This is a genomic window from Aeromonas sp. Lyrl_2 (assembly GCF_051948815.1).
Lineage (GTDB): Bacteria > Pseudomonadota > Gammaproteobacteria > Enterobacterales > Aeromonadaceae > Aeromonas > Aeromonas veronii.
Genome location: NZ_JAYJLJ010000011.1, coordinates 55,547 through 80,529, shown reverse-complemented (window position 1 = coordinate 80,529; position 24,983 = coordinate 55,547). Strand labels below are relative to the sequence as shown.

Sequence of the window (24,983 nt, the reverse complement as noted above, 5' to 3'; positions counted from 1 at the left end):
CTTGCGTTACGCGCTGTGGCTCAGGCGTTCTTACTGGTGGGCTCGGTGGAGGGCTGGAATTGGTTGATCATCCGCAGCGCCTCCAGCATCCGCTGGTTGAAGCTGGTGAAGCGATCGACCTGTACAGGTTCCCCTTCCCCTCTCGCCGCCAACACGGCCGGGGTCAGCGCCTGTTGCTGGGATGGTGGCAGCAGGCTATCCGCCTGTTTCTGCACCTGATCCAGCTTGGGCAGGTAGTCGGCAAACGGCTTGATCAAATCCTGCAGGGAGTGCGCCCCCTGATAGGTCTGGCTCAGCTTGACGCTCTGCTTGAGCTTGAGGGAGTAGGAGGCCAACTGGCTGTCATCCAGTTTCAGCTCGCCCGCCTTGTCCAGCAGATCCTCGAAGTTGCCGGAGAAGAAGCTCCCCGCCAGCTCGTCGATCCCCTTGACCAACTTGCCGATGGACTCCATCTCGTCGCTGCTGAGGTCCCCCTCCAGCGAGAAGCTGAAGCTCTGGCTCGACTTGAGGCTGAACTGGCTGCCGCTCTCGCTGGTCTGGGACTTGGTCTGCCAGCTGTCGTTGAATCGCAGCACCACCTTGTCGCCATCCTTGGTCTGGATCTCCAGATACCCCTGCTGGCGACTGGCCATCTCGGCCTGTCCCATGTCGGTCGGAGAAATCTTGCCGAAGAACTCCTTCTCGAACTCCTCGAGCCCTTTCTGGATCAGCTTGTAGCTCTGATCGATACCGGTTTTGATATCGTCGTTGTCGGTCGCCCACTTGCCGAGCTGCTTCTTCGCCTCGTCAAAGCCCTTGTCGACCCCCTTGCGGGCCTGCTCCATCATCCCGGTCAGGTCGTCGTCAGATTTGCCATCGGCCCGTGCGGCGCCAAGCCGCCCGGTCACAAACTGCAGCACGTTTTCAGCCACCGACTGGAAGTCGAACAGGGTCTCCGGGGTGATCTCCTCGGGCTCTTTCACCTTCGGCGCCTGATAGCCCTGGCCGTTGATCTCCAGCGAGAACTGCAACGCCTGCTGGATCAGCACTTGCGCCCACTTGGGCGGCTTGTGCAAGGAGACCGCCTCCTCGCTCTTGACCTGTTTCTGCTCCGCCTGTTGGGGCGATTTGGGAGAAACACCCACTCCCTTGGGTTGGGCTGCGCCCACGCCTTCGATCTGCATAATGTGTCCTCCCACCATGCCTGTAGATCAGCTATCGGCCTGACTGAACACTTCTTGACCACAAAATGCTGGACAATCTGCGGCTGGCTTTTAAAATCGGGCCCCTTTGGGTGGCCTGTTGCCTTCCCCCGATTTCGACCCGGCCCGGCCGGTGTGCATGTGAGGTATTTATGACCCAATCCCAACAGCCTTCCGCGAACGCTCCGGCGCCCAGAACCGCGGCCGACTATCAGGCCCAACTCGACGAAAAGCGGGCTTGCCTCACCGAGCTGTTTGCCGGCTTCACCCTCCCGGCGCTGGAAGTGCACAGCTCGCCGGCGGAGTACTACCGGATGCGCGCCGAATTTCGCATCTGGCACGAAGGGGATGACCTCTTCCACTGCATGTATGCCCCGGCGACCAAAGAGATCATCAAGATAGACCACTTCCCTACCGCCAGCCGCCTCATCAACCAGTTGATGCCGCTGCTGCTGGAGGGGCTGCGCCCACACCCGGTGCTGCGCCGCAAACTGTTCCAGATTGACTACCTCTCCACCCAGTCCGGCCAGATCATTGTCAGCCTGCTCTACCATCGCAAGCTGGAGAACGAGTGGCAGCAGGCCGCCGAGGCGCTGCAGGCCGATCTGCGCGCCAAGGGGTTCGAGCTGCAGCTGATTGGCCGCGCCCACAAGCAGAAGATCTGTCTGGGGGATGACTTCGTCATCGAACAGCTCAACGTGGCGGGTCGCCAGCTAACCTACAAACAGGTGGAGAACAGCTTCACCCAGCCCAACGCCGCCATCAACGAACAGATGCTGGCCTGGGCGCTGGATGTGACCAAGGGGAGCGAAGGGGACCTGCTGGAGCTCTATTGCGGCAACGGCAACTTCTCCATCGCGCTGGCGCAGAACTTCCGCAAGGTGCTGGCCACCGAAATCGCCAAGCCGAGCGTCGACTCCGCCCAGTTCAACATCGCCGCCAACGGCGTCGACAACCTGATCATCCTGCGTATGTCGGCCGAGGAGTTCACCATGGCGATGCGTGGTGAACGGGAGTTCAACCGCCTCAAGGGGATCGACCTCAAGAGCTACCAGTGCAACACCATCTTCGTCGACCCGCCCCGCGCCGGTCTCGATGATGCCACCGTCAAGCTGGTGCAGGAGTACGACAACATCCTCTACATCTCCTGCAACCCCGAGACACTGCAGGCCAACATGGCCGTGCTGGGCGAAACCCACGAAATCGCCCGTTTCGCCCTGTTCGACCAGTTCCCCTGGACCCATCATATGGAAGCCGGGGTCTATCTGCGCCGCAAGGCCGGTTGATTCAGGCAGACAGGAAAACAACAACAGGGCCGGATGGCCCTGTTTTGTTATTGACTGAACACCGGCCTCACTCCAACCGGAAGTGGCCCACGATCTCCCGCAGCCGGTCGTAGGTCTGCTGCATCGCCACGGAGCTGGCAACCGTCGCTTCGCCATTGTGGGTCAGCTGGCGGATCACTTCAGCGATGGCGTTCATGTTGCGATTGATCTCTTCGGCCACCGCGCTCTGCTGCTCCGCCGCCGTGGCGATATGGCTGATGAGATCGTTGATCTCCACCACTTCTCCGGCCATCAGATCCAGCGACTCGTTGACCCTGGTAGTGTTCTCGGCCGCCCCCTGACAGCTCTGCTTGGTGTTGCCCATGGCATCCACCACAGTTCGGGTGCCCCGCTGCAGACTGGCCAGCATGGTCTGGATCTCGGCTGTGCTCTGCTGGGTACGGGCCGCGAGGGAACGCACCTCGTCTGCCACCACCGCAAAGCCACGCCCCTGTTCCCCAGCGCGGGCCGCCTCGATGGCGGCGTTGAGGGCCAGCAGGTTGGTCTGTTCGGCAATGCTGCCGATCACCCCCAGCACAGAGCCAATCTGCTGCACATCCTGCTGCATCGCCTCGATGGAGCGAGCAGTGGCTTCCACTTCGTCCACCAGCGCCATCACGCTGGCCATGGCCTGATCCACTACCTGACGGGACTGGCTCGCCAGCTGCTGGCTCTGGCCGGTGAGCTGAGCGGTGCTGGCCGCACTCTCGGAGACGGAGACCGCGGTGCGGCTCATCTCGTTGATGGCAGTCACCACCTGCTCGGTCTCGCGCACGTGGTCCGCCAGCAGGGACTGGGCGGCGCCGGTCTGGCTGGCCAGCCCTTCTATACCACTGTTGAGCTGGCCGCTCGCCTGCCGCACCTCCCCCATCATCTCCTGCAGCCGCTCGATAAAGCGATTTATCCCGGCCGAGATCTGGCCCAGATCATCCTTGCTAGTCACCGCCAGCCGGCGGGTGAGATCGCCACTGCCGCGGGAGAGCTCCAGCACCAGATCCCGCAACGAGAGGATGGGGCGATAGGCCACGTTGAGCGCCAGCATCGCCAGCACCATCACCACGATCGCCACGCCGCACAGCGCCATGATGATCTGGCCGTTGAGAGCCCGGGTCATGGCCCGGATGTAGTCAAGATCGATGTAGCCGGTCAGGGTCCAGCTGCTGCCGCGAATATCCAGCTGGTTGGGGCGCGCTTCGCTCTCCCCCTGCGGCTTGCTGTCATAGAGGTTGTTGCCCTGACTGTCGGCCAACGAGAAGTAGCGGCCATCGCCACTCATCTTCTCCAGCAGGCTTTTGAACTCGCTCATGTCGAGGTAGTAGAGATAGGCGGAATCGGCGCCGCGCGGCACCAGAATGGTGATGACCGGCTTGCCATCCACCTGTTGCAGCGGGCTGACGGTGATCTGGTTGTTGGCGGCGGGGATCAGCTTGCGCAGCGCATCGACTTTGGCACTGTCATTGATGACCCCGTTCACATCGAAGGCCATGTCGCCGATCACCTTGACGATGTTGTGAAAGCCGGTCTCTTGCAGGGTCTTCTTGACGTTGGTCACCCCGAAGTTGAGGTTGGCGGCCAACAGGATCTTCTGATTGATGTCGCTAGCCAGCTTCTCTTTGACCAGAGTGATCTGCTCGTTGATGTTGTGGGTGGCCTGAGTGCGAATGTAGCCACTGATGAAGTGATTCACGCTGAGTCCGGCGGTGCCGATGGTGACCAGAATGGCCAGGAGCAGCAAGAGGTAGATCTTGACCTTGAATGGCATGGGTTCCCTCCAGAAGAGAGGGCTGGCAACGCCAACCCTCCCTGCCAATCGTTATTTCTTCTTGGCGTACTTCATGGAGTCCAGGGCCACCGCCAGAATGATGATGCCGCCCTTGATGATGAACTGCCAGTAAGGGCTGACGCCGATATAGGTCAAACCATAGTTGATCAGGGTGAAGATAAGTACGCCGGTAATCACACCAGCGACCGTTCCCACCCCGCCGGCAAACGACACGCCGCCCACCACGCACGCCGCGATGGCATCCAGCTCGTACATGAAGCCGAGGTTGTTGGTGGCGCTACCGATCCGGCCCGCTTCCAGCATACCGCCGAAGGCGTAGAAGACCCCCGCCAGCGCATAGATCATCACCAGATTGACCGCCACGTTGACGCCGGAGACCTTGGCCGCCTCGGGGTTGCCGCCGATGGCGAAGATGTTTTTGCCAAAGCGGGTCTTGTTCCACAGCACCCAGACGAACACGCTGGCGATGGCCGCGTAGAAGGTGAGGTACGAGAGCTTGAAGCCGCCGATCCGGATAAAGCCCTGGGCGAAGCTGGAGAAGCGGGGGTCAAACCCGGCCACCGGCGAGGCCCCTACCGAGTCAAAGTAGAGGGAGTTGATACCGTAAACGATGATCATGGTGCCCAGGGTGGTAATGAACGGGGTGACGTTCAGGTAGGCCACAATGAGACCGTTGACCAGACCAATCAGCGCCCCCACCACACACACCAGCAGGATCACCGCAGGAATGGGCACCTCCCCCAGCGTCGGGAACACCTTGTTGACGTTGGTCAGCGCCTGCAACATGGTTGCCGCGATGAGTGCCGCCAGACCGACCTGGCGACCGGCCGAGAGATCCGTCCCCTGAGTGATGATGATGCCCGCCACCCCCAGCGCGATGATGACCCGCACCGAGGACTGGGTCAGGATGTTGCTGAAGTTGGTGAGGCTCAGGAAGGAGGGCTCCTGGATCACGATGACCATGAGCAGCACCAGCAGCACCAGATAGATGGCGTTTTCCTTGAGCGCCTGCATCAGATTGAAATTTTTAGCCGACTCCATAAATGTCTTCCTGTCTCTAGAGGTACAGAGATGCCAGGCGCAGTATCTCGCTCTGGTCAGTTTCTTTGGTATTGACGATCCCGGCGACCCGGCCATTGCTCATCACCATGATCCGGTCGGTGATCCCCAGCAATTCCGGCATCTCTGACGAGATGATGATGATCCCCTTGTCCTTCTTCGCCAGCTCCAGGATGAGCTGGTAGATCTCGAACTTGGCCCCGACGTCGATGCCGCGGGTGGGCTCGTCAAGCATCAGGATCTCCGGCTGGGTCAGCAGCCAGCGGCCGATAATCACCTTCTGCTGGTTGCCCCCGGAGAGGGAACCTATCTGGGTCTGCTGGGTCGGCGTCTTGACCCGCATGGAGTCGATCACCCACTGGGTATCGCTCTTCATCTTGTTGTCGCTGAGCAGCCCCATGGAGCCTTTGTAGCTGTCCATGTTGGCGATCAGGGAGTTGAAGGCGATATCAAGCCGCGAGTAGATGCCGGTGGAGCGGCGCTCTTCCGTCACCAGCGCAAAGCCGTTGCGGATCGCTTCGTGGGCGTTGTGGTTGGCCACCTCTTTGCCGTGCAGCTTGATGCTGCCCTGGCTGCGATCGCGAATGCCGAACAGAGTCTCGACGATGTCGGTGCGCTTGGCCCCCACCAATCCGGCAATGCCGAGGATCTCCCCCTTGTGCAGGTTGAAGGTCACATCCTGAATGGAGGGCTGGTTCTTCGCCGTCAGGTGTTCGATCTCGAGGATCACCTCTTTCGGCTGGTTGGTTTTTTCAGGGAAGCGCTGGGTCAGTTCACGGCCGACCATCATGCCGATGATCTGATCCATGGTCATGCCCTTGAGCGGCTGGGTTGCCACCCACTGGCCATCCCGCAATATGGTGATCTCGTCACAGAGCTGGAAGATCTCCTCCATCTTGTGAGAGATGTAGACGATGCCGCACCCCTTATCCTTCAACTTGTTGATGATCTTGAAGAGGTGATTCACCTCTTTCTCGGTCAGCGAGGAGGTGGGTTCGTCCATGATGACGATCTTGGCATCGTAGGAAAACGCCTTGGCGATCTCGATCATCTGCATCTGGGAGACCGACAGGGTCGCGACCTTCACCTTGGGGTCGATGTCGATATCCAGCTCATCGAAGATGCGCTTGGTGTCGTCATACATCTTGCCGTGGTCGATAAACCACCCCTTGGTGGGGTAGCGGCCGAGCCACATGTTGTCCATCACGGTACGCTGCAACACCAGGTTGAGCTCCTGATGCACCATGGAGACGCCATTTTCCAGCGCCTCTTTCGAGGAGGTGAAGTTGATCTCCTGCCCCTTGAAGAAGATCTTGCCCTGATCCTTCTCGTAAATGCCGAACAGGCACTTGAGCAGTGTGGATTTTCCCGCTCCGTTCTCGCCCATCAACGCATGCACAGAATGAGGACGGACCCGTAAATTGACATTATCGAGTGCCTTGACGCCGGGAAAGCTCTTACTGACGTCAATCATCTCCAACAGCCATTCTGATTGTTGCTGTGTTGTCATATCAGCCATCACATCTGGTTGAAAAAAGGGCAAGGGGATCTCCCTTGCCCTGGAGGAGGGAATTACTCGAATTGGGACAGGTTGTCTTTATCCACACCGACGTAGGCAACACGTACTACCTTGTCGACGATATTCCACTTGGTGCCTTCACCGGCCGGTTTGCCTTCAGCCAGGTTCTTGGTCAGCTCGAAGGTGGCTTTGGCCTGGTTGGCCGCATCGTTCAGCACGGTACCTGCCATGGCACCACTCTTGACCATGGCCAGCGCTTCCGGCAGCGCATCGACGCCGAATACCGGAATGGCAGTCTTGCCCTGGGCTTTCAGCGACTCGACCGCACCCATTGCCATGCCATCGTTGTTGGCGATGACCACTTCGATCTTGTTGGCGTTGGGGCCGGAGATCCAGGCGTCCATCTTGTCTTTGGCCATCGCGGTATCCCACATACCGGTATCCATGTGCAGTTGCTCGGTCTTGACGCCGCCATCGTTCAGGGTCTTGACCACGTAGGAGGTGCGCGCTTCGGCATCCGGGTGGCCCGGCTCCCCTTTCAGCAGCACGAACTGGATCACGCCATCCTTGTTCAGATCCCACTCCGGATGGGCTTTCCAGTGTTTGGCAATCAGCTGACCCTGGATGATCCCTGACTCCTTGGAGTCGGTGCCCACGTAGTAGGCCTTGTCGTAGCTGGCCAGATCGGTAGCGCTCGGCTCCTTGTTGTAGAAGACCACCGGGATATCTTCGCCACGGGCTTTCTCAATCACCACCGGGGCCGCAGCCGGGTCTACCAGGTTGATGGCCAGCGCCTTCACCCCTTTGGCCAGCAGCACATCGATCTGGTCGTTCTGCTTGGACTGGTCGTTCTGGGAGTCGTTCATCAGCAGCTCCACCCCCGGAGTGGCTGCCGCCTCCTTCTCGATGGCTTTGCGCACGACCGCCATGAAGTTATCGTCGTATTTGTAGACGGTTACCCCGATACGGGTGTCAGCCTGGGCATTGGCTCCAGCCATCATGCCCATCAGCAGGGCGGCAACTGTGGTCAGTTTTTTCATTATGTGTGCTCCGATGTGTCTATCTGTGTTGTAGGGTGGCGAGCAATTGAGCAAGCGCCAATCAATGTAATCAGTTTGTTGTCATTTCTTCTGTGATCATGACGACAAAATGAAAACGTTTACACTCTGTTACATTGAAACTTTATATTTATTTTTCAAATACATATAAATAAAAGTCAGATTTGAGACTCAATCTTTCCCACTGCATTGAGGCTAGTCGTTACTGGTCTGTTGTCAAAATGGCGCACTGGCTCGACAGTCGCCTCCATAGCTGGCTTAACGGAGAGTGCAGCCCCAACGGTAACGATGCTCAAGCAGTTGATACTCGGGACGCACGCTCTGACTCCAGGAGTCATCGCCGCCCACCCCCATATGGGCGCCATCGAGGCAGACCCACAGCCCCTCTTCGGCCACCAGATCGCTCTGGTGACGGGCGGCGGCCAGCTGCTGCTGACTGAAGCGGCTGGCACTGAAATGGAAGCTGCCGTTCACCGTCGTGCTGCCCAGCTGCAGCTGACGAGTATCGCAGCGCAAGCCGTTGTCACTCGGGAAGATGTAAGGGGTATGCATCGCCTCCAGCGGCAAACTCCAGCGCCCCAGATCGGCGCCAAGCAGGCGATCCGGATAGTTTTCGTGCGGGCCACGCCCCAGCCATTCGGCTCGCGCTGGCACCTTGGCCAGATGAAGCAGCAGGCCGATCCGCGGCAGCGACGGCAGCACCTGTGCCAGCTCGGTCTCTATCTCGAGGCTCATGGCGCCATCGTCGGTAAAGTGATGATGCCAGTGACTCACCAGCAGCAGCTCATCACGGTGGAAGTAGCCATGACTGACCCGGATATCCCCTCCGGCGACCGCGATCCCCAGACAGCGGTGCTGCCACTGACCGAGACCACAGCCCTGCCAGCGGGCAATCCAGGAGTTGGGGTCGGCGTGATCCGCTTCGCTGGTGCCGATGTCGTTGTCGAGCGGCGCCCGATAGAAGTGATCCATGATCGGCGCCAGCAACTGCTCCTGCCCCGATTTTTGCCAACTGGTGATGCGGCCGCTCTGCTTGTCGAGCCGCCACTGGCTGTTTGCGGCGGTGATCCGCCAGCCATCCGGCTGCTCGCTCAGGGTAGCGGCAGCGACCGGCGCTGGCAGGGCAAGGGGAGTCGGCAGGGTGAACTGCTGACGGGCGACCTTGTGATCTGCCTGCGACCAGAGGGTGGCCTGGGGCTGAACGATGGCCAGATCGAGCCAGGCCAGTGAACCTGCCGCAAAGGGGGGCAACGCCTCGCTCAGGGTCAACTCGACCACCCCTTGCGGCGCCAGCGTGAGGGAGAACTCCCCCTGCTGCTGCACATGGCCGTTCTCACACAGCTGCCAGCAAAGCCGCTCGTTGTCGGTTTCCCGAAACAGGTATTCGCTCTCGATCCTCACCCGCAGCGGGGTGCGCTCAAGCAGAGTGAAGCGGAACGGTTGCTGGGCACGCTTCGCCTCGAACAGGGCTGGATGCGGAGTGCGATCCGGGAACAGCAGGCCGTTACAGCAGAACTGGCGATCGTTTTGCACATCACCAAAATCGCCGCCATAGCCCCAGTAGTGGCGACCATCGGCGGTGTATTTGTCGAGCCCCTGATCGACCCAATCCCAGACAAACCCGCCTTGCAGGCGTGGATGATCGCGAAACGCCTGCCAGTAGTGGGCGTAGCCCCCCAGGCTGTTACCCATGGCGTGGGCGTACTCGCAGAGGATCAGCGGTCGGTGCTCGCCGGGCAGGCCGATCCACTTGGCAAGCGCCCACTTTGGCACCGCTGGGAAGGGTTGATCCTGATGGGTTCTGGCATACATGGGACAGATAATGTCGGTCGCCGGGGTATCGGCCCCGCCCCCCTCATACTGCACCGGACGGCTCGGGTCGCTGCGCTTGATCCAGCCATACATGGCATCGTGGGCCGGGCCGTAACCCGACTCGTTGCCCAGCGACCAGATGATGATGGAGGGGTGGTTGAAATCCCGCGCCACCATGCGGGTCGCCCGCTCCAGAAAGGCATTGCTCCAGGCGGGATCCCGCGCCAGCCGCCCCATGGGGGTCATGCCGTGAGTCTCCAGATTCGCCTCGTCCACCACATAGAGACCGAGTCGATCGCAGAGGCGATAGAAGTCGGGGTGGTTGGGATAGTGGGAGCAGCGCACCGCATTGAAGTTGTGGCGCTTCATCAGCAGCAGATCCCGCTCCATGGTGGCGCGATCGATGGCATAACCCTTGGCAGGATGGTGTTCATGACGGTTGGCCCCGCGAACAAGCAGCGGCTGCCCGTTGACCCGCAGCAGGCCACCACGGATCTCCACCACCCGAAAGCCCACATCGCACGCCTCGCTCTCGATGGCGCGGCCCTGCTCATCGAGCAGGGTCAGGGTCAGGCGATAGAGATGGGGCGTCTCGGCGCTCCACTTGCGCGCCGCTGCCACGTCGAGCCAGAACTCGGCGCGATCGTCGTAAGCCCCTTTCTCATCAATGGCTTGGGTGCCTATCAGCTGGCGCAGGGTCACGACCCGCTCGCCACCGTCATAGAGATTGGCCTCCACCGACAGACCGGCCCCATTGGCCACCTGCAGTGCAATCTTGAGACGGCCATCCCGATAGCAGGCATCCAGCTCAGGCGTCACCCGCATATCCATCAGATGGCGGGACGGTTTGTGCAACAGGCTGACGGAGCGGAAGATCCCCGACAGCCACCACATATCCTGATCTTCCAGATAGGAGCCGTCAGACCAGCGCAGTACCAGCACCGCCAACCGGTTGCGACCGCTCTGCAGATAAGGAGTCAGATCGAATTCGGCGGGCAGCCGGCTGTCCTGGGAGTAGCCGACCCAGCGGCCGTTGCAGAAGAGGTGGAAGGCGCTGCTCACCCCGCCGAAGATGATCCGGCTCTGTCCGCTTACCAGCCAGTCGGCGGGCAGTTCGAACTCGCGGGAGTAGCAGCCAGTAGGATTGTCTGCCGGCACTCGCGGTGGATCGCAAGGAAAGGGGTACTTGATATTGGTGTAGATGGGGCCATCAGTGAGCGGCCGCGCAGCCGGATAGGCGGCATCCAGCTGCCAGTTGCCCGGCACGGTAATGGGAGTGGCATCAACCAGATCCTGCGCCAGCCAGCTCTCGGGCACCAATTCGGGAGCGGCAAAGAAGGAGAAGCGCCACTCGCCATCAAGCAAGAGACGGGAGGAAGAGGCCAGATCACCCCTGGCATCCGCTTCGCTGCGCCAGCTGAACATGGGGGTATGGGCAGTCAGACGGTTTACCGACGTAATAGCCTGAGTCTGCCAATCCTGACGCGCCACTATCTCCCTGAGCATTCACTCTCTCCCTGCTGATTGGAAAACGTATTCAGTCTAGAGAAGTATGACGCAGGGAACGGCGATCTCGCTCACACAGATGTAAACGATTACACTGATTTTGTTAAGTAAAGCGGAGTAAAAATGATTAAAAATAGGTAAAACAATAACTGTGCAAGAAACGGCCCCGAACAGGGCCGCAAAAGGGGGCTATCCGGCCCGAACCGGTGCCACCGAGTGGCGATTGATCAGGGTGGGGGTATAGATCCGGCTCTGGGTCGCGTCACTCTCCCCCGCCGCCAGCTGAATGGCCAGCTTTGCCGCCTGGGCCGCCATCAACTCGATGGGATAGCGCATGGTGGAGAGCTTGGGGCGCAAATATCTGGCATAGATGATGTCATCGAAGCCCACCACCGAAACCTCCTCCGGCACTCGCAGGCCGTTGTCCGCCAACACGGAGATGGCGCCCGCCGCCATGGCATCGTTATAGGCCACCACGGCGGTCACCTTGAGCCCCTTGGCCAACAGATTGAGCATGGCGCGCTCGCCCCCCTCCTCGTTCGGCGTGCCGCTCTCGATAAGCTCGGGATCCGCCGCCAGACCAGCCTCTGCCAACCCGTCCTGATACCCCTGCAGCCGCAAGGTGGCATCTTCGATGGCGTGATCCGAGCTGATAAAGGCGATGTGGCGGTGACCCAGCTCGATCAGATGGCGGGTTGCCGTTGCGGCCCCCAGCCGGTTGTTGAGGGCGATGCAGCGCCCCTTGATGGCAGGAATATCGCGATTGATAAGCACCATGCCGGGCACCCGCATGGCGTAGTCGCAGAGCTCCTCGTCGCTGAGCGCCTTGCTGTGCACCACCAGCGCCTCGCAGCGCTTGCCGATCAGCAGCTCGATCGCCTCGCGCTCCTGGCGCGCCTTGTGAAAACCGTTACCCATCAACAGGTGAAGATTCTGCTCGACGGCCACGCCGGAGACCCCCTTCACCAGAGCCCCGAAGAAGGGATCGGCCACGTCTCCCACTACGACGCCCATGGTATCGCAGGTCTGGCTGACCAGCGCCCGCGCGTTAGCGTTGGGGGTATAGCCCAGCTCCGTCATCGCCTTCTGGACGGCGGTGCGGGAGGCGGCACTGGCCTTGGGCGAGTTGTTCATCACCCGTGAAACCGTTGCCACCGACACATTGGCCAAACGGGCGACATCCTTGATGGTACTCATGCTGTTTTCACTTATTTCACTCTGCGACAGATTGACCATTATACCCACCAACCCCATTGAAAACAGGGGATAACGCACGATCTGGCAGAGAAGCGCTCACAAAATCGGTGTAATCGTTTACACTGTTTTGCAAGCAAGTTCACAGTTTGCAAGCCCACCCCTCGGCTAGACTGCTTGCAGCATCATTTTCAGTGGAGAGCAAGATGAAGGTTCTGGTCACCGGCGGCTGCGGATATATCGGCAGCCACACCTCTCTGGCCCTGCAAGCCGCAGGCATGACCCCGGTCGTGGTGGACAACCTCTGCAACAGCAAGCGCAGCGTGTTGACTCGAGTCGCAGCTATCAGCGGCCAGCAACCCGAGTTCTATCAAGGGGATATTCGCGATGCCGCCCTGCTGGACCGGATCTTCGCCGAGCAGCAGATCGATGCGGTGATCCACTTTGCCGCCCTCAAGGCGGTCGGCGAGTCGACTCGCATTCCACTGGATTACTACGAGAACAACCTCGGCGGCACCCTCACCCTGCTGCAGGCGATGAAGCGGGCTGGCGTGCACAATCTGGTGTTCAGCTCCTCGGCGACCGTCTACGGCGATCCCGCCACTCTGCCGATCCGCGAGGATTTCCCCCGCAGCGCTACCAACCCCTACGGTCGCTCCAAGCTGATCATCGAGGAGATCCTCGAGGATCTGCAGCTGGCCGAGCCTCAATGGAGCATGACCCTGCTGCGCTACTTCAACCCGGTCGGCGCCCACGAGTCGGGCACCATGGGGGAAGATCCCCAAGGCATTCCCAACAATCTGATGCCCTATATCACTCAGGTCGCCATCGGCCGTCGCGACTGCCTGTCGGTCTTTGGAAACGATTACCCAACTGTTGATGGCACCGGCGTGCGCGACTACATCCACGTGATGGATCTCGCCGAGGGGCACGTCAAGGCACTGCAACACTGCGTCGGCAAGGGTGGCGTGCACACCTACAACCTGGGCACCGGCCAGGGCCAGAGCGTATTGCAGCTGGTCGCCGCCTTCTCCAATGCCTGCGGCAAGCCGCTGCCGTTTCGCATCGAACCGCGTCGCCCGGGCGACATCGCCGCCTGCTGGGCCGATCCGGCCAAGGCCGAGCGGGAACTGGGCTGGCAGGCGACCCGGGACATAGACGCCATGTGCGCTGACAGCTGGCGCTGGCAGTCCGCCAACCCGAACGGTTACGAGGAGTAGGCCTGCCTGCTCCCTGTTAATAGACGACCTTATTTTTCAATACCTTATTCAGGAGAGATGATGTTCAACCCCGTCGATCATCCCCATCGCCGCTTCAACCCGCTGACCGGCCAGTATGTGCTGGTCTCCCCCCACCGGGCCAAACGCCCCTGGCAGGGGCAGGTGGAGAAGGTGAGTCAGGCCCCCAAACAGGCACATGATCCCGACTGCTTCCTCTGCGCAGGCAACACCCGGGTCACTGGCGACATCAACCCCGACTACAAGGGCACCTTCGTCTTTACCAACGACTTCGCCGCCCTGATGCAGGATACCCCGGCCGCCGATAGCGCCAGCGATCCCCTGCTGAAACTGGAAGCCGCCCGCGGCACCAGCCGGGTGATCTGCTTCTCGCCGGATCACGGCAAGACCCTGCCCGAGCTGCCGCTGCCCGCCATCGAAGGGGTGATCACCACCTGGATGGATCAGGTCACCGAGCTGTCAGCCCAGTGGGAATGGGTGCAGGTATTTGAAAACAAAGGCGCCGTCATGGGCTGCTCCAACCCGCACCCCCACGGCCAGATCTGGGGCAGCGACTTCCTGCCCAACGAGATCGCTCGCGAAGAGCAGCACCAGTGCGACTGGCTGGCCGAGCATGGTCGCCCCATGCTGCTGGAGTATGTGGAGCGGGAGCTGGCGGATCGCTCGCGCATCGTGGTGGAGACCGAGCACTGGCTCGCCGTGGTCCCCTTCTGGGCCGCCTGGCCGTTCGAAACCCTGCTGCTGCCCAAGGCGCACGTCCCCTCCATGCTCAACCTGACCCAGGCCCAGCAACAGGATCTGGCGGTGGCGCTCAAGGAGCTCACCAGCCGCTACGACAACCTGTTCGAGTGCAGCTTCCCCTACTCCATGGGCTGGCACTTTGCACCGCCCAAATCGGATTGCCCCGAGGCGTGGCAGCTGCATGCCCACTTCTATCCGCCCCTGCTGCGCTCCGCCACCGTACGCAAATTCATGGTCGGCTTCGAGATGCTGGCCGAAACCCAGCGCGACCTGACTCCGGAGCAGGCCGCCGAGCGGCTGCGCGCGCTGAGCCCCATTCACTACAACCAGACCAATCAAACCAATGAGGAGGCCCTATGACCCCGAGCCAACGCGTCAGCACCGTTTTTGCCGAGCAATTTGCCAAAGCGCCCGATCTGCTGGTGCGCGCCCCCGGCCGCGTCAACCTCATCGGTGAACATACCGACTACAACGACGGCTTCGTGCTGCCCTGCGCCATCGACTACGAGACCTGCGTCGCCATCGGCCTGCGCGATGACCGGCAAGTACAGGTGATCGCCGCCGACTACGACAACCAGCGCGACCAGTTCGACCTCGACCAGCCCATCGAGCACCACCCCAGCCAGCGCTGGAGCGACTACATCCGCGGCGTGGTGAAATATCTGCAGGAGCGCGGTTATGCCCTGCGCGGCCTCGATCTGGTGGTTTCCGGCAACGTGCCGCAGGGGGCTGGGCTCTCCTCCTCCGCCTCGCTGGAAGTGGCCATCGGTCAGGCCTTCAAGGAGGCGCTGGGGCTCACCATCACTCAGGCCGAGATCGCCCTCAACGGTCAGCAGGCGGAGAACAAGTTCGTCGGCTGCAACTGCGGCATCATGGATCAGATGATCTCCGCCAGCGGCAAAACCGACCACGCCCTGCTGCTCGACTGCCGCTCGCTGGAGACCCGCCTCATCCCCATGCCCACCGATCTGGCGGTGCTGATCGTCAACTCCAATGTGCGCCGCGGTCTGGTAGATAGCGAATACAACACCCGCCGCCAGCAGTGCGAAGCGGCCGCCCGCCACTACGGAGTCAAGGCACTGCGCGATCTCGATCTGGCGGCTCTCGAAGCGGGCAAGGCCGGACTGGATGAGGTCTGCTACCGCCGTGCGCGCCACGTGGTAGGCGACAATACCCGCACCCTGGCCGCCGCCGATGCGCTGGCGCAAGGGGATCTGGTTCGTCTCGGCGAGCTGATGGCCGATTCACACGCCGCCATGCGCGATGACTTCGAAATCACAGTGCCCGCCATCGACGGTCTGGTGGAGATCATCAAGGCCAGGATCGGCACCGAAGGCGGCGTGCGGATGACTGGCGGCGGCTTCGGCGGCTGCGTGGTCGCCCTGCTGCGCCCCGAGAAGGTGGCTGAGGTGATCGCCGCGGTTGAGGCCGAGTATCCGACCCGCTTCGGCCTCAAGGCTGACTGCTACGTCTGCTCTGCCAGCGCCGGTGCAGGCAAGCTATGAGCAGCGCCATGACGCCATTCGAACTGGAAAACGAGGAGGGGCTGCGCCTGCGCGGCCTCGACTTTGGCGCCACCCTCACCTCCCTCACCCTGCCGGTGGCGGGCAAACGGCGCGAAGTGCTGCTGGGTTGTGCCGACGACGCCTATCCCACCCAGCAGGTGTGGCTGGGTGCGGTGGCCGGGCGTTTCGCCAACCGCATCGGCGGTGCCGAGCTGGTGCGTGATGGACAGCGCTGGCCGCTGAATGCCAATCAGGCCCCCAACTGTCTGCATGGCGGGCAGGCGGGCTTTCATCGCCAGCGGTGGCAGATCAAGGAGCTGGAAGCGGATCGGGTCAAGCTGGTGTTGCTATCCCGAGCGGGAGATCAGGGCTTTCCCGGCAATCTGCGGGTAACCCTGGAGTATCGGCTTGAGCAGAGCGATCTGGTGGTCGATTTTGTGGCCAGCACAGATGCAGCGACCCCGGTCAGCCTCACCAGCCACGCCTACTTCAATCTCGATAACAACCCCAACGTCGGCGATGTGCGTGACCACCTCATCAGCATCAATGCCGACCACTTCCTGCCGACCGACCCGAGCGGTTTGCCGATCGCCATCACCCCGGTGGAGGGGGCGTTCGATCTGCGCCACCAGCGCCTGATTGGCCAGGATTGGTTGAGCCATCCCCAGCAGCAACAGGCCAAGGGGTACGATCACGCCTTTGTGCTCAACGGCCCGGCGCAGGAGTGGGCTGCTCGCGTGGTATCGGGTGACAAACAGTTGGCGATGGAGGTCTACACCAACCAGCCCTCGCTGCAGTTCTACAGCGGCAACTGGCTGGCCAATACCCCGAATCGCCAGGGTCTGGCGCACCGGGATCACGACGGCTTCTGTCTGGAGGCGCAGCAACTGCCCGACAGTCCGAACCGGCCCGAGCTGGGCGACCCCTGGCTGGTGCCGGGCGAGCGCTATCACCACCAGACGCGCTACCGTTTTATCCGCGACTGACTTAAAGGTTTCACAATTTTTCCGTAGCAGCGCCAGCCACATTCGAGCAAGATAAGCCGCCCCGAGACCCTTCCGGGGCGTTTTTGCATCAACGTAGCAAGGATTCTGTTCGATGACTGACACCTATAGCCTGCTGGTCGCCTTTATTCTGGGCGTCGTCGAGGGGCTGACCGAGTTCCTCCCCGTCTCATCCACCGGCCACATGATCATCGTCGGCCATCTGCTGGGCTTTGAAGGGCCCAAGGCTGCCACTTTCGAAGTGGTGATCCAGCTTGGATCCATCCTCGCCGTGGTCGCCGTCTTCTGGCGCCGCCTGTTTGGCCTGATTGGCATCCACTTCGGCCAGAAGCCGTCTCGGGATCACGCCACCCTGTCGCTGATCCACGTCATCCTCGGCATGATGCCCGCCATCGTGGTCGGTCTGGCCATCCACAGCTGGATCAAGGCCAACCTGTTTGGCCCACAAACCGTCATGTACGCGCTGGTCGCGGGGGGCATCCTGCTGATCATCGCCGAGAAGTTCCGCCCGGCCGTCACAGCTGAAACCCTGGATGACATCAGCTACAAGCAGGCGTTTGGCATCGGTCTGTTCCAGTGTCTGGCCCTGTGGCCCGGCTTCTCCCGCTCCGGCGCCACCATCAGTGGTGGCATGCTGATGGGGATCAGCCGTCACGCCGCCGCCGAGTTCTCTTTCATCATGGCGGTGCCCATGATGGTGGCCGCCAGCGGGCTGGATCTCTACAAGAGCCGCGATTTCCTCTCGATGGCCGACTTCCCGATGTTTGCAGTGGGCTTTATCACCGCCTTCGTGGTAGCGATGTTTGCGATCAAGACCTTCCTGACATTGATCCGCCGCATCGACTTTATCCCGTTCGCCATCTACCGCTTTATCGTGGCATTCGCCGTCTATCTGGTGTTTGTCGCCTGACCGGCAACCAGCAATCAAATGAAAAAAGGGACCAATCTGGTCCCTTTTTCTATGGCGTCATGGTACTCAGTAAAGGTGCTGGCTGATGCCATTCAGCAGCCGCGACAACCCCTTGGTGAACTGCACCGGCGCATCCTGCACCGTGTAGCAGAGGCAACCGTCCGGCGTATGCGGGCTGTGGGAGTGGCTGGCATCGCGCCAGATGAAATCCCCGGCCTGATAGAGGGTGTCGCCATCCTGAATATTGCCCGCCAGCAGCAGGGTCAGCTCATACCCCTGATGGGTGTGCTCGGGGATGCGGCCGCCCGCTTCGATGTGGAGCAAACTGGCTCGCGCCCCCATCTCGTCCAGCTGCAAACTCTGTTGACGAATGGCCCCGATATGGCGCCACTTGGGCGAACGATAACGGGCCAGCACCCGTGGCAAACGGTAGGCGTGACCGGCCACCTCCAGCTCGCCGGGCTGGGCTCGGGGCAGATCGATAACGGGTGCAGCAACCGGTTCGGGTTGCGCCAGAATATCCGCCAGCATGGCGTCGAATCCGGCGTCCAGTCCCACTTCATCCCGAGAGTCCAGCTCGGGCTCTGCTGGCGAAGCAAGATATTGCTGCGCCAGCTCCTCTTCGAATGTCTTCAGCCGGGCAGCACAATCGGGGCAGAGCTCGCAGTGAGCGGAGAGCCCGACGGCCAGCGGCAGAGGGAGCTCGTCGGCGGCGAAGGCGCGCAGCATAGGGTCGGTCGGATGGGCTTTAATCATGGCCTTGCTCCACTTGCTCTTTCAGTTTCTGTAGCGCCAGCCGGAGGCGGGACTTGATAGTGCCGAGCGGCACGCCAAGGCGCTCCGCCAGCTCCTGCTGGGAGAACTCCTGCAGATAGATGCCGCGCACCACCTGCTGTTGCGGCTCCGGCAGGGTGCCCAGATAGTGGGCCATCTGACGGGTCAGCACCGCATCCTCACCCCCGCTCAGATGCTCCTCTTCGGCCTGAAACTCCAGCACCGGCCACAGCTCCTCGGCACAGAGATCCTCCTTGCTGGCGCGACGACGGCGCAGCATGTCGAAGCACTGGTTGCGCATCACGGTGTAGATCCAGGTGGTCGGCGCCCCCTTCTCGGGGTGGTAGAGGCGCGCCTTTTGCCACACCAGCAGCATGGTCTCCTGCACCAGCTCCATGGCGTTGGCTTCGCTGCCGAGGTGGCGCAGGCCGTAGCTGCGAATGCGCGGCGCAAAGTGTTGGAACAGGCGGGCAAAAGCAGCCTTGTCGGCCTGCTCTGCCACCCTGATCAGCAGAGATTTGAGGTCGCCATCCGGGTTATCCATCACGGGCGAGGTCCTGCGTATGGTCGAGTGTGGTTGGCCAGTATATGCCATTGCGCCATCCCTTTGGTGTGCTGTCGCACATGCTGTGGTGATGACTTGTACGGCGCTGCGGCAGTGGCGGATCAGCGGGTCAGGAAAAAATCAGTGGCTGGCCACCAGTACCCCCTTGAGCAGGGCGATGGCGGGCTGATTGTCGGCGGCGGCCAGCAGCAGTTGTTTCTGTTCAGGGGGGATCGGCAACACCTCCAGCCAGCGCTGGGCCACCCAGTTGCCATCGTCCCAGCGGGGGGCGGGATAGAGGGCGGCATAGTCGGGATAGTCGGCAAACACCTCCCGCAATGCCTCGACCAGCGGTTGCTGATCGGGATGGAGCCGGCGGGGCGGCCAGGCCGTCAGCGGCGTCACCTCGCCGATACGCAGGCCATCCTGCTCCTGCCACAGATCCTCTATCTGCACCCGCTCCATCCCCTGCACCGTGATCCCCAGCATGCCGTCCGGCAGCCGGTCGAAATCGATGATGGTGACCCGGGTGGCGATGGGCAGCATGTTGCGCAGGGCGTCGGGCTGGCGAGGGTCCACCATGCAGAGGGCAAAGCCGGACTCCCCCGCCTCGGCAATCATCCGCTGGTATCTCGGTTCGAAGATCCGCAGCGGCATGACGCCGCCGGGCAGCAGGTGGGCAGATAGGGGAAACAGCGCCAGACGCATCGCAAACTCCTCGGTTGGGAACCTCTGTTGATACGCCGGGCCAGAGGGAGGAGATCATTCCCGTCAGCGGAAAGGAAAAACCCTTAACAATCAGGGGAAAATAGCCTGGACAAGCCGCTTCGATATGCAGTAGAAATGGATAAGCACCGTAATTTCCGCCCAATATTCTGGAATATGGCGCTAAACGCAGTGAAATATCCGCCCGACAGCGAGCGGCGGGTCATCCCTATAGTTTTCTCGGGCCGATGCGGGTAAAATTCACGCCCTTATATATCAGTCATTTTTCGACGCGCAACCTTGGTGGTCAGTTATGAAAGAGCATATTCATCATCTACTTGAACAAACGGTAGCCAATCTCAAGTCAGCAGGCGTCCTGCCGGCGGACCTGGAAGCCCGCGTGCAAGTAGACCGATGCAAGGAAAAAGCTCACGGCGACCTGGCTACCAACCTGGCCATGCTGCTGGCCAAACCGGCCCGCAAGAATCCCCGTGAGCTGGCAGCTGCTATCGTCGAGCACCTGCCTGCCTCCGACCTGATCGCCAAGGTCGAGATCGCCGGTCCCGGCTTCATCAACTTCTTCTTCGACCAGCGCTGGCTGGCCGGTCAGGTCGAGGCCATGGTGACCTCTGCCAACGCCAACGTACGGTTGCCCGCGCCACAAACCGTGGTGGTGGACTACTCCGCCCCCAACGTGGCCAAAGAGATGGCGGTGCACCACATTCGCTCCACCGTACTCGGTGACGTGGCGGCGCGCGCGCTGGAATTCCTCGGCCACAAAGTGATCCGCGCCAACCACATCGGCGACTGGGGCACCCAGTTCGGCATGCTGATCGCCTATCTGGAGAAGATGTCCAACGAGCACGCCAGCGACATGGCGCTCAAGGATCTGGAAGCCTTCTACACCCAGGCCAAGCGTTGCTACGACGAAGACGAAGCCTTCGCCGAGCGCGCCCGTAACTACGTGGTCAAGCTGCAGGGCGGCGACGAGTACTGCCGTACCATGTGGAAGAAGCTGGTCGACATGACCATGGAACAGAACCAGATCAACTACGACCGCCTGAATGTCTCCCTGACCAACAAGGACATCATGGGCGAGTCCATGTACAACGACATGCTGCCGGAGATCGTTGCCGACCTGAAAGCCAAGGGGCTGGCGGTCGAGAGCGAAGGCGCCACCGTTGTCTTCCTGGACGAGTTCAAGAACAAAGATGGCGAGGCCATGGGCGTCATCATCCAGAAGAGCGATGGCGGTTTCCTCTACACCACCACCGACATCGCCTGTGCCAAATACCGTTATGAAACCCTGGGCGCCGACCGTGTCATGTACTTCATCGACTCCCGTCAGCACCAGCACCTGATGCAGGCCTGGACCATCACCCGCAAGGCGGGTTATGTACCGGAATCCGTACCGCTTGAGCACCACGCCTTCGGCATGATGCTGGGCAAGGATGGTCGTCCCTACAAGACCCGTTCCGGTGGCACCGTCAAGCTGGTTGACCTGCTGAACGAGGCCGAAGAGCGCGCCGCCGCCCTGCTGGAGAGCCGCAACAGCGACCTCTCTGCCGAAGAGAAGGCCAACGTGGTCAACGCCATCGCCATGGGCGCGGTGAAGTATGCGGATCTCTCCAAAAACCGTACTACCGACTACATCTTCGACTGGGATCTGATGCTGTCGTTTGAAGGCAACACTGCCCCTTACCTGCAGTACGCCTACACCCGTATCCAGTCCATCTTCCGCAAGGCCAACATAGATGCCGAAACGCTGACCGGCAACGTGACCCTGAACGAAGAGGCCGAAGAGGTGCTGGCCCAGAAGCTGATCCAGTTCTCCGACGCGGTCAACGGCGTGGCCGACAAAGGCATGCCGCACCTGCTCTGTACCTACCTGTACGAGTTGTCCGGCAACTTCATGACCTTCTACGAAGCCTGTCCGATCAACAAGGATGGCGTGGACGAAGCGACCCGTCAGAGCCGTCTGCTGCTGTGCGCCGCCACCGCCAAGGTGCTGAAACTGGGCCTCGGCGTACTGGGCATCCATACCCTGGAGCGCATGTAATAGATGGCAACCCGGGATTATGTCGGCAGCCGCCCGCGACGTCGGGCGGGTGGCCGCAATACCAAGAAAGCGGCCCCTCGCCGCTTTCCTGTTATTCCAGTGCTGCTGGTCGTGGCACTGCTGGCAGGCTTTGGTGGTTTCCTCTACATGATCAATGGCAAGGGCAACGATGCCCCCACCATTGAGGAGCAGGTAAAGGCCAACAAGCCAAAAGCGCAGAATAACGGGCTGCCTCAGGAGAAGTGGAGCTACATCGAACGGCTTGAGAACAAGCAGGTCGATATCATAGAGCCGCCGACCCAGCCAGGTGTGCTGCCGCCACCTCCTGCCGATACCATGACCCTGCAACCGGAAAAACTGCCACAGCCGGTGCCGACCGACATTCCCCAACCGGGAACGCCCATCGGCCAGCCCAAGCCCTATCAGCCCAATCCGGCGACCACCCCTTCCACCTCGGGTGCACCGGTTGCCAGCGCGCAAGAGCAGGTGATCGACCGCAAGGCAGAACGGGAACGGATGGAGCGGGAGATCCGTGCCGAGCTGGAACGGGAGCGCGCCGAAGCGGCCAAGGCCAAAGCGGCGACCCCGCCAGCCCAGACCGCAGCCGCCGACAGCGGTCGCTACATGATGCAGTGCGCCGCCCTGCGCTCGCAGGATTCCGCAGAGTCGCTCAAGGCGCGTATCGCCTTCACCGCCGGCCTCTCTTCCAGCCTGCAGGTGATCAATGGCGCCAACGGCACCGTCTACAAGGTGATGGTGGGCCCCTTCAACGGCAAGGCGGCCGCCGACGCGGCCAACAGCAAGCTGCAGAGCTCCGGCATCAGCGGCTGCATTCCCAAGAAAGGGTAATCCGCTTACCGATGACACAGGGCCGGGTGGCAACACCCGGCCCTGTTCTTTTGGTGTCACTCGCACCCACCCTGTTTGCTACCCCGTTTATCCCGACCAAAGGCAGGGTTGAAAAGCCCGTTTGCCATCCCCATCTTTCTTGCCATGCACAGTCAGGCCGTCATTCGGCTCAAGCGAGGTAAGTAAAGTGACTACCATAGTTTCAGTTCGCCGCAACGGTCAGGTCGTCATCGGTGGCGATGGCCAGGTCTCTCTTGGCAACACCGTCATGAAGGGCAACGCCCGCAAGGTTCATCGTCTCTACAACGGCAAGGTGCTGGCCGGTTTCGCTGGCGGTACCGCCGACGCCTTCACCCTGCTCGAGCGTTTCGAAGCCAAACTGCAGGCCCACCAGGGTAATCTGGAGCGCGCCGCCGTGGCGCTGGCCAAAGATTGGCGCACCGATCGCGCCCTGCGCCGCCTCGAAGCGCTGCTGGCCGTGGCCGACGAACACAAATCCTTCATCATCACCGGTAACGGTGACGTGGTACAGCCGGAGCACGATCTCATCGCCATCGGCAGCGGCGGCAACTTCGCCCAGTCCGCCGCCATCGCGCTGCTGGAAAACACCGAGCTGGATGCCAGGACCATTGTCGAGAAGTCCCTCAAGATTGCGGGCGACATCTGCGTCTTCACCAACGGCAACCACACCATCGAAGTGCTGGACTATTCGGCGAAATAAGGCCACCAGCCAAACCCAATTTCCCAAGGGGCGGGCACTGCCCGCCCCGGATACAGGAACACCATCATGTCCGAGATGACCCCGAGAGAAATCGTCCACGAGCTGGATCGTCACATCATTGGTCAGGCCGATGCCAAGCGCGCCGTTGCCGTTGCCCTGCGCAACCGCTGGCGCCGGATGCAGCTCAACGAAGAGATGCGCCATGAAGTGACCCCGAAAAACATCCTGATGATCGGCCCGACCGGTGTCGGCAAGACCGAGATCGCCCGTCGTCTGGCCAAGCTGGCCAACGCCCCCTTCATCAAGGTGGAAGCGACCAAGTTCACCGAAGTGGGCTATGTCGGCAAGGAAGTGGACAGCATCATCCGCGATCTGACCGATGCCGCCATCAAGCTGGTGCGCGAGACCGAGATGGAGAAGATGAAATACCGCGCCGAGGAAGCCGCCGAAGAGCGCATCCTCGACGCCCTGCTGCCCAACCCGCGCAACACCTGGGGTGAGGAAGAGAAGGCCGACAACTCCAACACCCGCCAGATCTTCCGCAAGAAGCTGCGTGAAGGTCAGCTGGATGACAAGGAGATCGAGCTGGAGCTCTCCGCCTCCCCGATGGGCGTCGAAATCATGACCCCGCCGGGCATGGAAGAGATGGCCAACCAGCTGCAGGGGCTGTTCCAGAACCTGGGCCAGAACCAGAAGAAGAAGCGCAAGATCAAGGTCAAAGAGGCCATGAAGGCGCTGATCGAAGAGGAAGCGGCCCGTCTGGTCAATCCGGAAGAGCTGAAGCAGAAAGCGATCGCCGCAGTCGAGAACAACGGCATCGTCTTCCTCGACGAGATCGACAAGATCTGCAAACGCGGCGAGAGCTCAGGCCCCGATGTCTCCCGTGAAGGGGTACAACGCGACCTGCTGCCACTGGTCGAGGGCTGCACCGTCAACACCAAGCACGGCATGGTCAAGACAGACCATATCCTGTTTGTCGCCTCCGGCGCCTTCCAGATTGCCAAGCCGTCCGACCTCATCCCCGAGCTGCAGGGCCGTCTGCCGATCCGGGTCGAGCTGACCGCACTGACCACAGATGACTTCGAGCGGATCTTGACCGAACCGAACGCCTCGCTGACCGATCAGTACAAGGCGCTGATGGCCACCGAAGGGGTCAATATCGAGTTCACCAAGGATGGTATCCGCCGTCTGGCCGAAGCGGCCTGGCAGGTCAACGAGCGTACCGAGAACATCGGTGCCCGTCGTCTACACACCGTGATGGAGCGCCTGATGGAAGATATCTCCTACGACGCCTCCGAGAAGTCCGGCGAGACCTTTGTCATCGACACCGACTACGTCAACGCCCATCTCGGCCAGCTGATTGAAGACGAGGATCTGAGCCGCTTTATTCTGTAAGCGCGCCCCTCCCGATAAAACGCCTCCCTTCGCGGAGGCGTTTTTATTTCCCCGCCCCTTGCGAAAGCCCGCCGTTTTTCATCCCTGCTGAAATCTGCTCA

At 61.2% G+C, this 24,983-nt stretch carries 20 protein-coding genes; 10 read left to right on the top strand and 10 right to left on the bottom strand.

Annotation, left to right across the window (positions count from 1 at the left end; genetic code table 11):
- Positions 1-20: 20 nt before the first annotated feature.
- A complete protein-coding gene (locus VF684_RS11520; protein ID WP_139440644.1) occupies positions 21-1,163 on the bottom strand; it encodes a DUF5610 domain-containing protein in 1,143 nt (380 codons plus the stop codon).
- A 170-nt stretch (positions 1,164-1,333) separates the two neighbouring features.
- On the opposite strand from VF684_RS11520, the gene trmA reads away from it, so the two are divergent.
- A complete protein-coding gene (trmA, locus tag VF684_RS11515) occupies positions 1,334-2,467 on the top strand; it encodes a tRNA (uridine(54)-C5)-methyltransferase TrmA (protein WP_139440643.1) in 1,134 nt (377 codons plus the stop codon).
- A gap of 67 nt (positions 2,468-2,534) precedes the next feature.
- On the opposite strand, the gene VF684_RS11510 is transcribed toward trmA, so the two are convergent.
- From VF684_RS11510 to VF684_RS11485, 6 genes are all read right to left on the bottom strand, one after another.
- A complete protein-coding gene (locus tag VF684_RS11510) occupies positions 2,535-4,268 on the bottom strand; it encodes a methyl-accepting chemotaxis protein (protein WP_139440642.1) in 1,734 nt (577 codons plus the stop codon).
- 51 nt (positions 4,269-4,319) lie between these two features.
- Positions 4,320-5,330: a galactose/methyl galactoside ABC transporter permease MglC gene (gene mglC / locus VF684_RS11505; RefSeq protein ID WP_005342585.1), complete on the bottom strand. Its 1,011-nt coding sequence runs from the start codon at positions 5,328-5,330 to the stop codon at positions 4,320-4,322.
- Between the two features lie 16 nt (positions 5,331-5,346).
- Positions 5,347-6,867 (bottom strand): galactose/methyl galactoside ABC transporter ATP-binding protein MglA, encoded by a 1,521-nt coding sequence (gene mglA, locus VF684_RS11500; protein WP_033136359.1) that lies wholly within the window; start codon positions 6,865-6,867, stop codon positions 5,347-5,349.
- Positions 6,868-6,920: 53 nt separating this feature from the next.
- Entirely contained in the window at positions 6,921-7,907 is a 987-nt protein-coding gene (gene mglB / locus VF684_RS11495) for a galactose/glucose ABC transporter substrate-binding protein MglB (protein ID WP_005340747.1), read from the bottom strand.
- Positions 7,908-8,183: 276 nt separating this feature from the next.
- On the bottom strand, positions 8,184-11,243 hold the full coding sequence (locus VF684_RS11490) for a beta-galactosidase (protein WP_139440641.1): 3,060 nt from the start codon (positions 11,241-11,243) through the stop codon (positions 8,184-8,186).
- A gap of 189 nt (positions 11,244-11,432) precedes the next feature.
- The gene (locus VF684_RS11485) at positions 11,433-12,440 is read right to left on the bottom strand and encodes a substrate-binding domain-containing protein (RefSeq protein WP_139440640.1); all 1,008 of its coding nucleotides are present in this window, start codon (positions 12,438-12,440) and stop codon (positions 11,433-11,435) included.
- A gap of 203 nt (positions 12,441-12,643) precedes the next feature.
- Between VF684_RS11485 and galE the strand changes: the two genes are divergently transcribed.
- From galE to bacA, 5 genes are all read left to right on the top strand, one after another.
- Positions 12,644-13,657: a UDP-glucose 4-epimerase GalE gene (galE, locus tag VF684_RS11480; RefSeq protein WP_139440639.1), complete on the top strand. Its 1,014-nt coding sequence runs from the start codon at positions 12,644-12,646 to the stop codon at positions 13,655-13,657.
- A 60-nt stretch (positions 13,658-13,717) separates the two neighbouring features.
- Positions 13,718-14,776 (top strand): UDP-glucose--hexose-1-phosphate uridylyltransferase, encoded by a 1,059-nt coding sequence (locus VF684_RS11475; RefSeq protein WP_139440677.1) that lies wholly within the window; start codon positions 13,718-13,720, stop codon positions 14,774-14,776.
- Complete coding sequence (galK, locus tag VF684_RS11470) at positions 14,773-15,921, top strand: galactokinase (protein ID WP_139440638.1); 1,149 nt, start codon at positions 14,773-14,775, stop codon at positions 15,919-15,921. Before VF684_RS11475 ends, galK begins: the two co-directional genes overlap by 4 nt.
- A complete protein-coding gene (gene galM, locus VF684_RS11465; protein ID WP_139440637.1) occupies positions 15,918-16,907 on the top strand; it encodes a galactose-1-epimerase in 990 nt (329 codons plus the stop codon). The genes galK and galM overlap by 4 nt, the downstream gene beginning before the upstream one ends.
- A 112-nt stretch (positions 16,908-17,019) precedes the next feature.
- A complete protein-coding gene (gene bacA, locus VF684_RS11460) occupies positions 17,020-17,835 on the top strand; it encodes an undecaprenyl-diphosphate phosphatase (RefSeq protein WP_021230740.1) in 816 nt (271 codons plus the stop codon).
- Positions 17,836-17,901: 66 nt separating this feature from the next.
- On the opposite strand, the gene VF684_RS11455 is transcribed toward bacA, so the two are convergent.
- From VF684_RS11455 to VF684_RS11445, 3 genes are all read right to left on the bottom strand, one after another.
- Complete coding sequence (locus tag VF684_RS11455; RefSeq protein ID WP_139440636.1) at positions 17,902-18,591, bottom strand: ChrR family anti-sigma-E factor; 690 nt, start codon at positions 18,589-18,591, stop codon at positions 17,902-17,904.
- On the bottom strand, positions 18,584-19,153 hold the full coding sequence (locus tag VF684_RS11450; RefSeq protein ID WP_005355542.1) for a sigma-70 family RNA polymerase sigma factor: 570 nt from the start codon (positions 19,151-19,153) through the stop codon (positions 18,584-18,586). Before VF684_RS11450 ends, VF684_RS11455 begins: the two co-directional genes overlap by 8 nt.
- 141 nt (positions 19,154-19,294) lie before the next feature.
- Positions 19,295-19,861, bottom strand: a complete 567-nt coding sequence (locus VF684_RS11445) for an LON peptidase substrate-binding domain-containing protein (RefSeq protein ID WP_101530424.1) — start codon at positions 19,859-19,861, stop codon at positions 19,295-19,297.
- Between the two features lie 310 nt (positions 19,862-20,171).
- On the opposite strand from VF684_RS11445, the gene argS reads away from it, so the two are divergent.
- From argS to hslU, 4 genes are all read left to right on the top strand, one after another.
- The gene (gene argS, locus VF684_RS11440) at positions 20,172-21,917 is read left to right on the top strand and encodes an arginine--tRNA ligase (protein WP_139440635.1); all 1,746 of its coding nucleotides are present in this window, start codon (positions 20,172-20,174) and stop codon (positions 21,915-21,917) included.
- Between the two features lie 3 nt (positions 21,918-21,920).
- On the top strand, positions 21,921-22,766 hold the full coding sequence (locus VF684_RS11435) for an SPOR domain-containing protein (protein WP_005340771.1): 846 nt from the start codon (positions 21,921-21,923) through the stop codon (positions 22,764-22,766).
- Between the two features lie 187 nt (positions 22,767-22,953).
- Positions 22,954-23,487, top strand: a complete 534-nt coding sequence (gene hslV, locus VF684_RS11430; protein WP_005340772.1) for an ATP-dependent protease subunit HslV — start codon at positions 22,954-22,956, stop codon at positions 23,485-23,487.
- Positions 23,488-23,553: 66 nt separating this feature from the next.
- A complete protein-coding gene (hslU, locus tag VF684_RS11425; RefSeq protein ID WP_149151899.1) occupies positions 23,554-24,882 on the top strand; it encodes an HslU--HslV peptidase ATPase subunit in 1,329 nt (442 codons plus the stop codon).
- Positions 24,883-24,983: the final 101 nt, after the last annotated feature.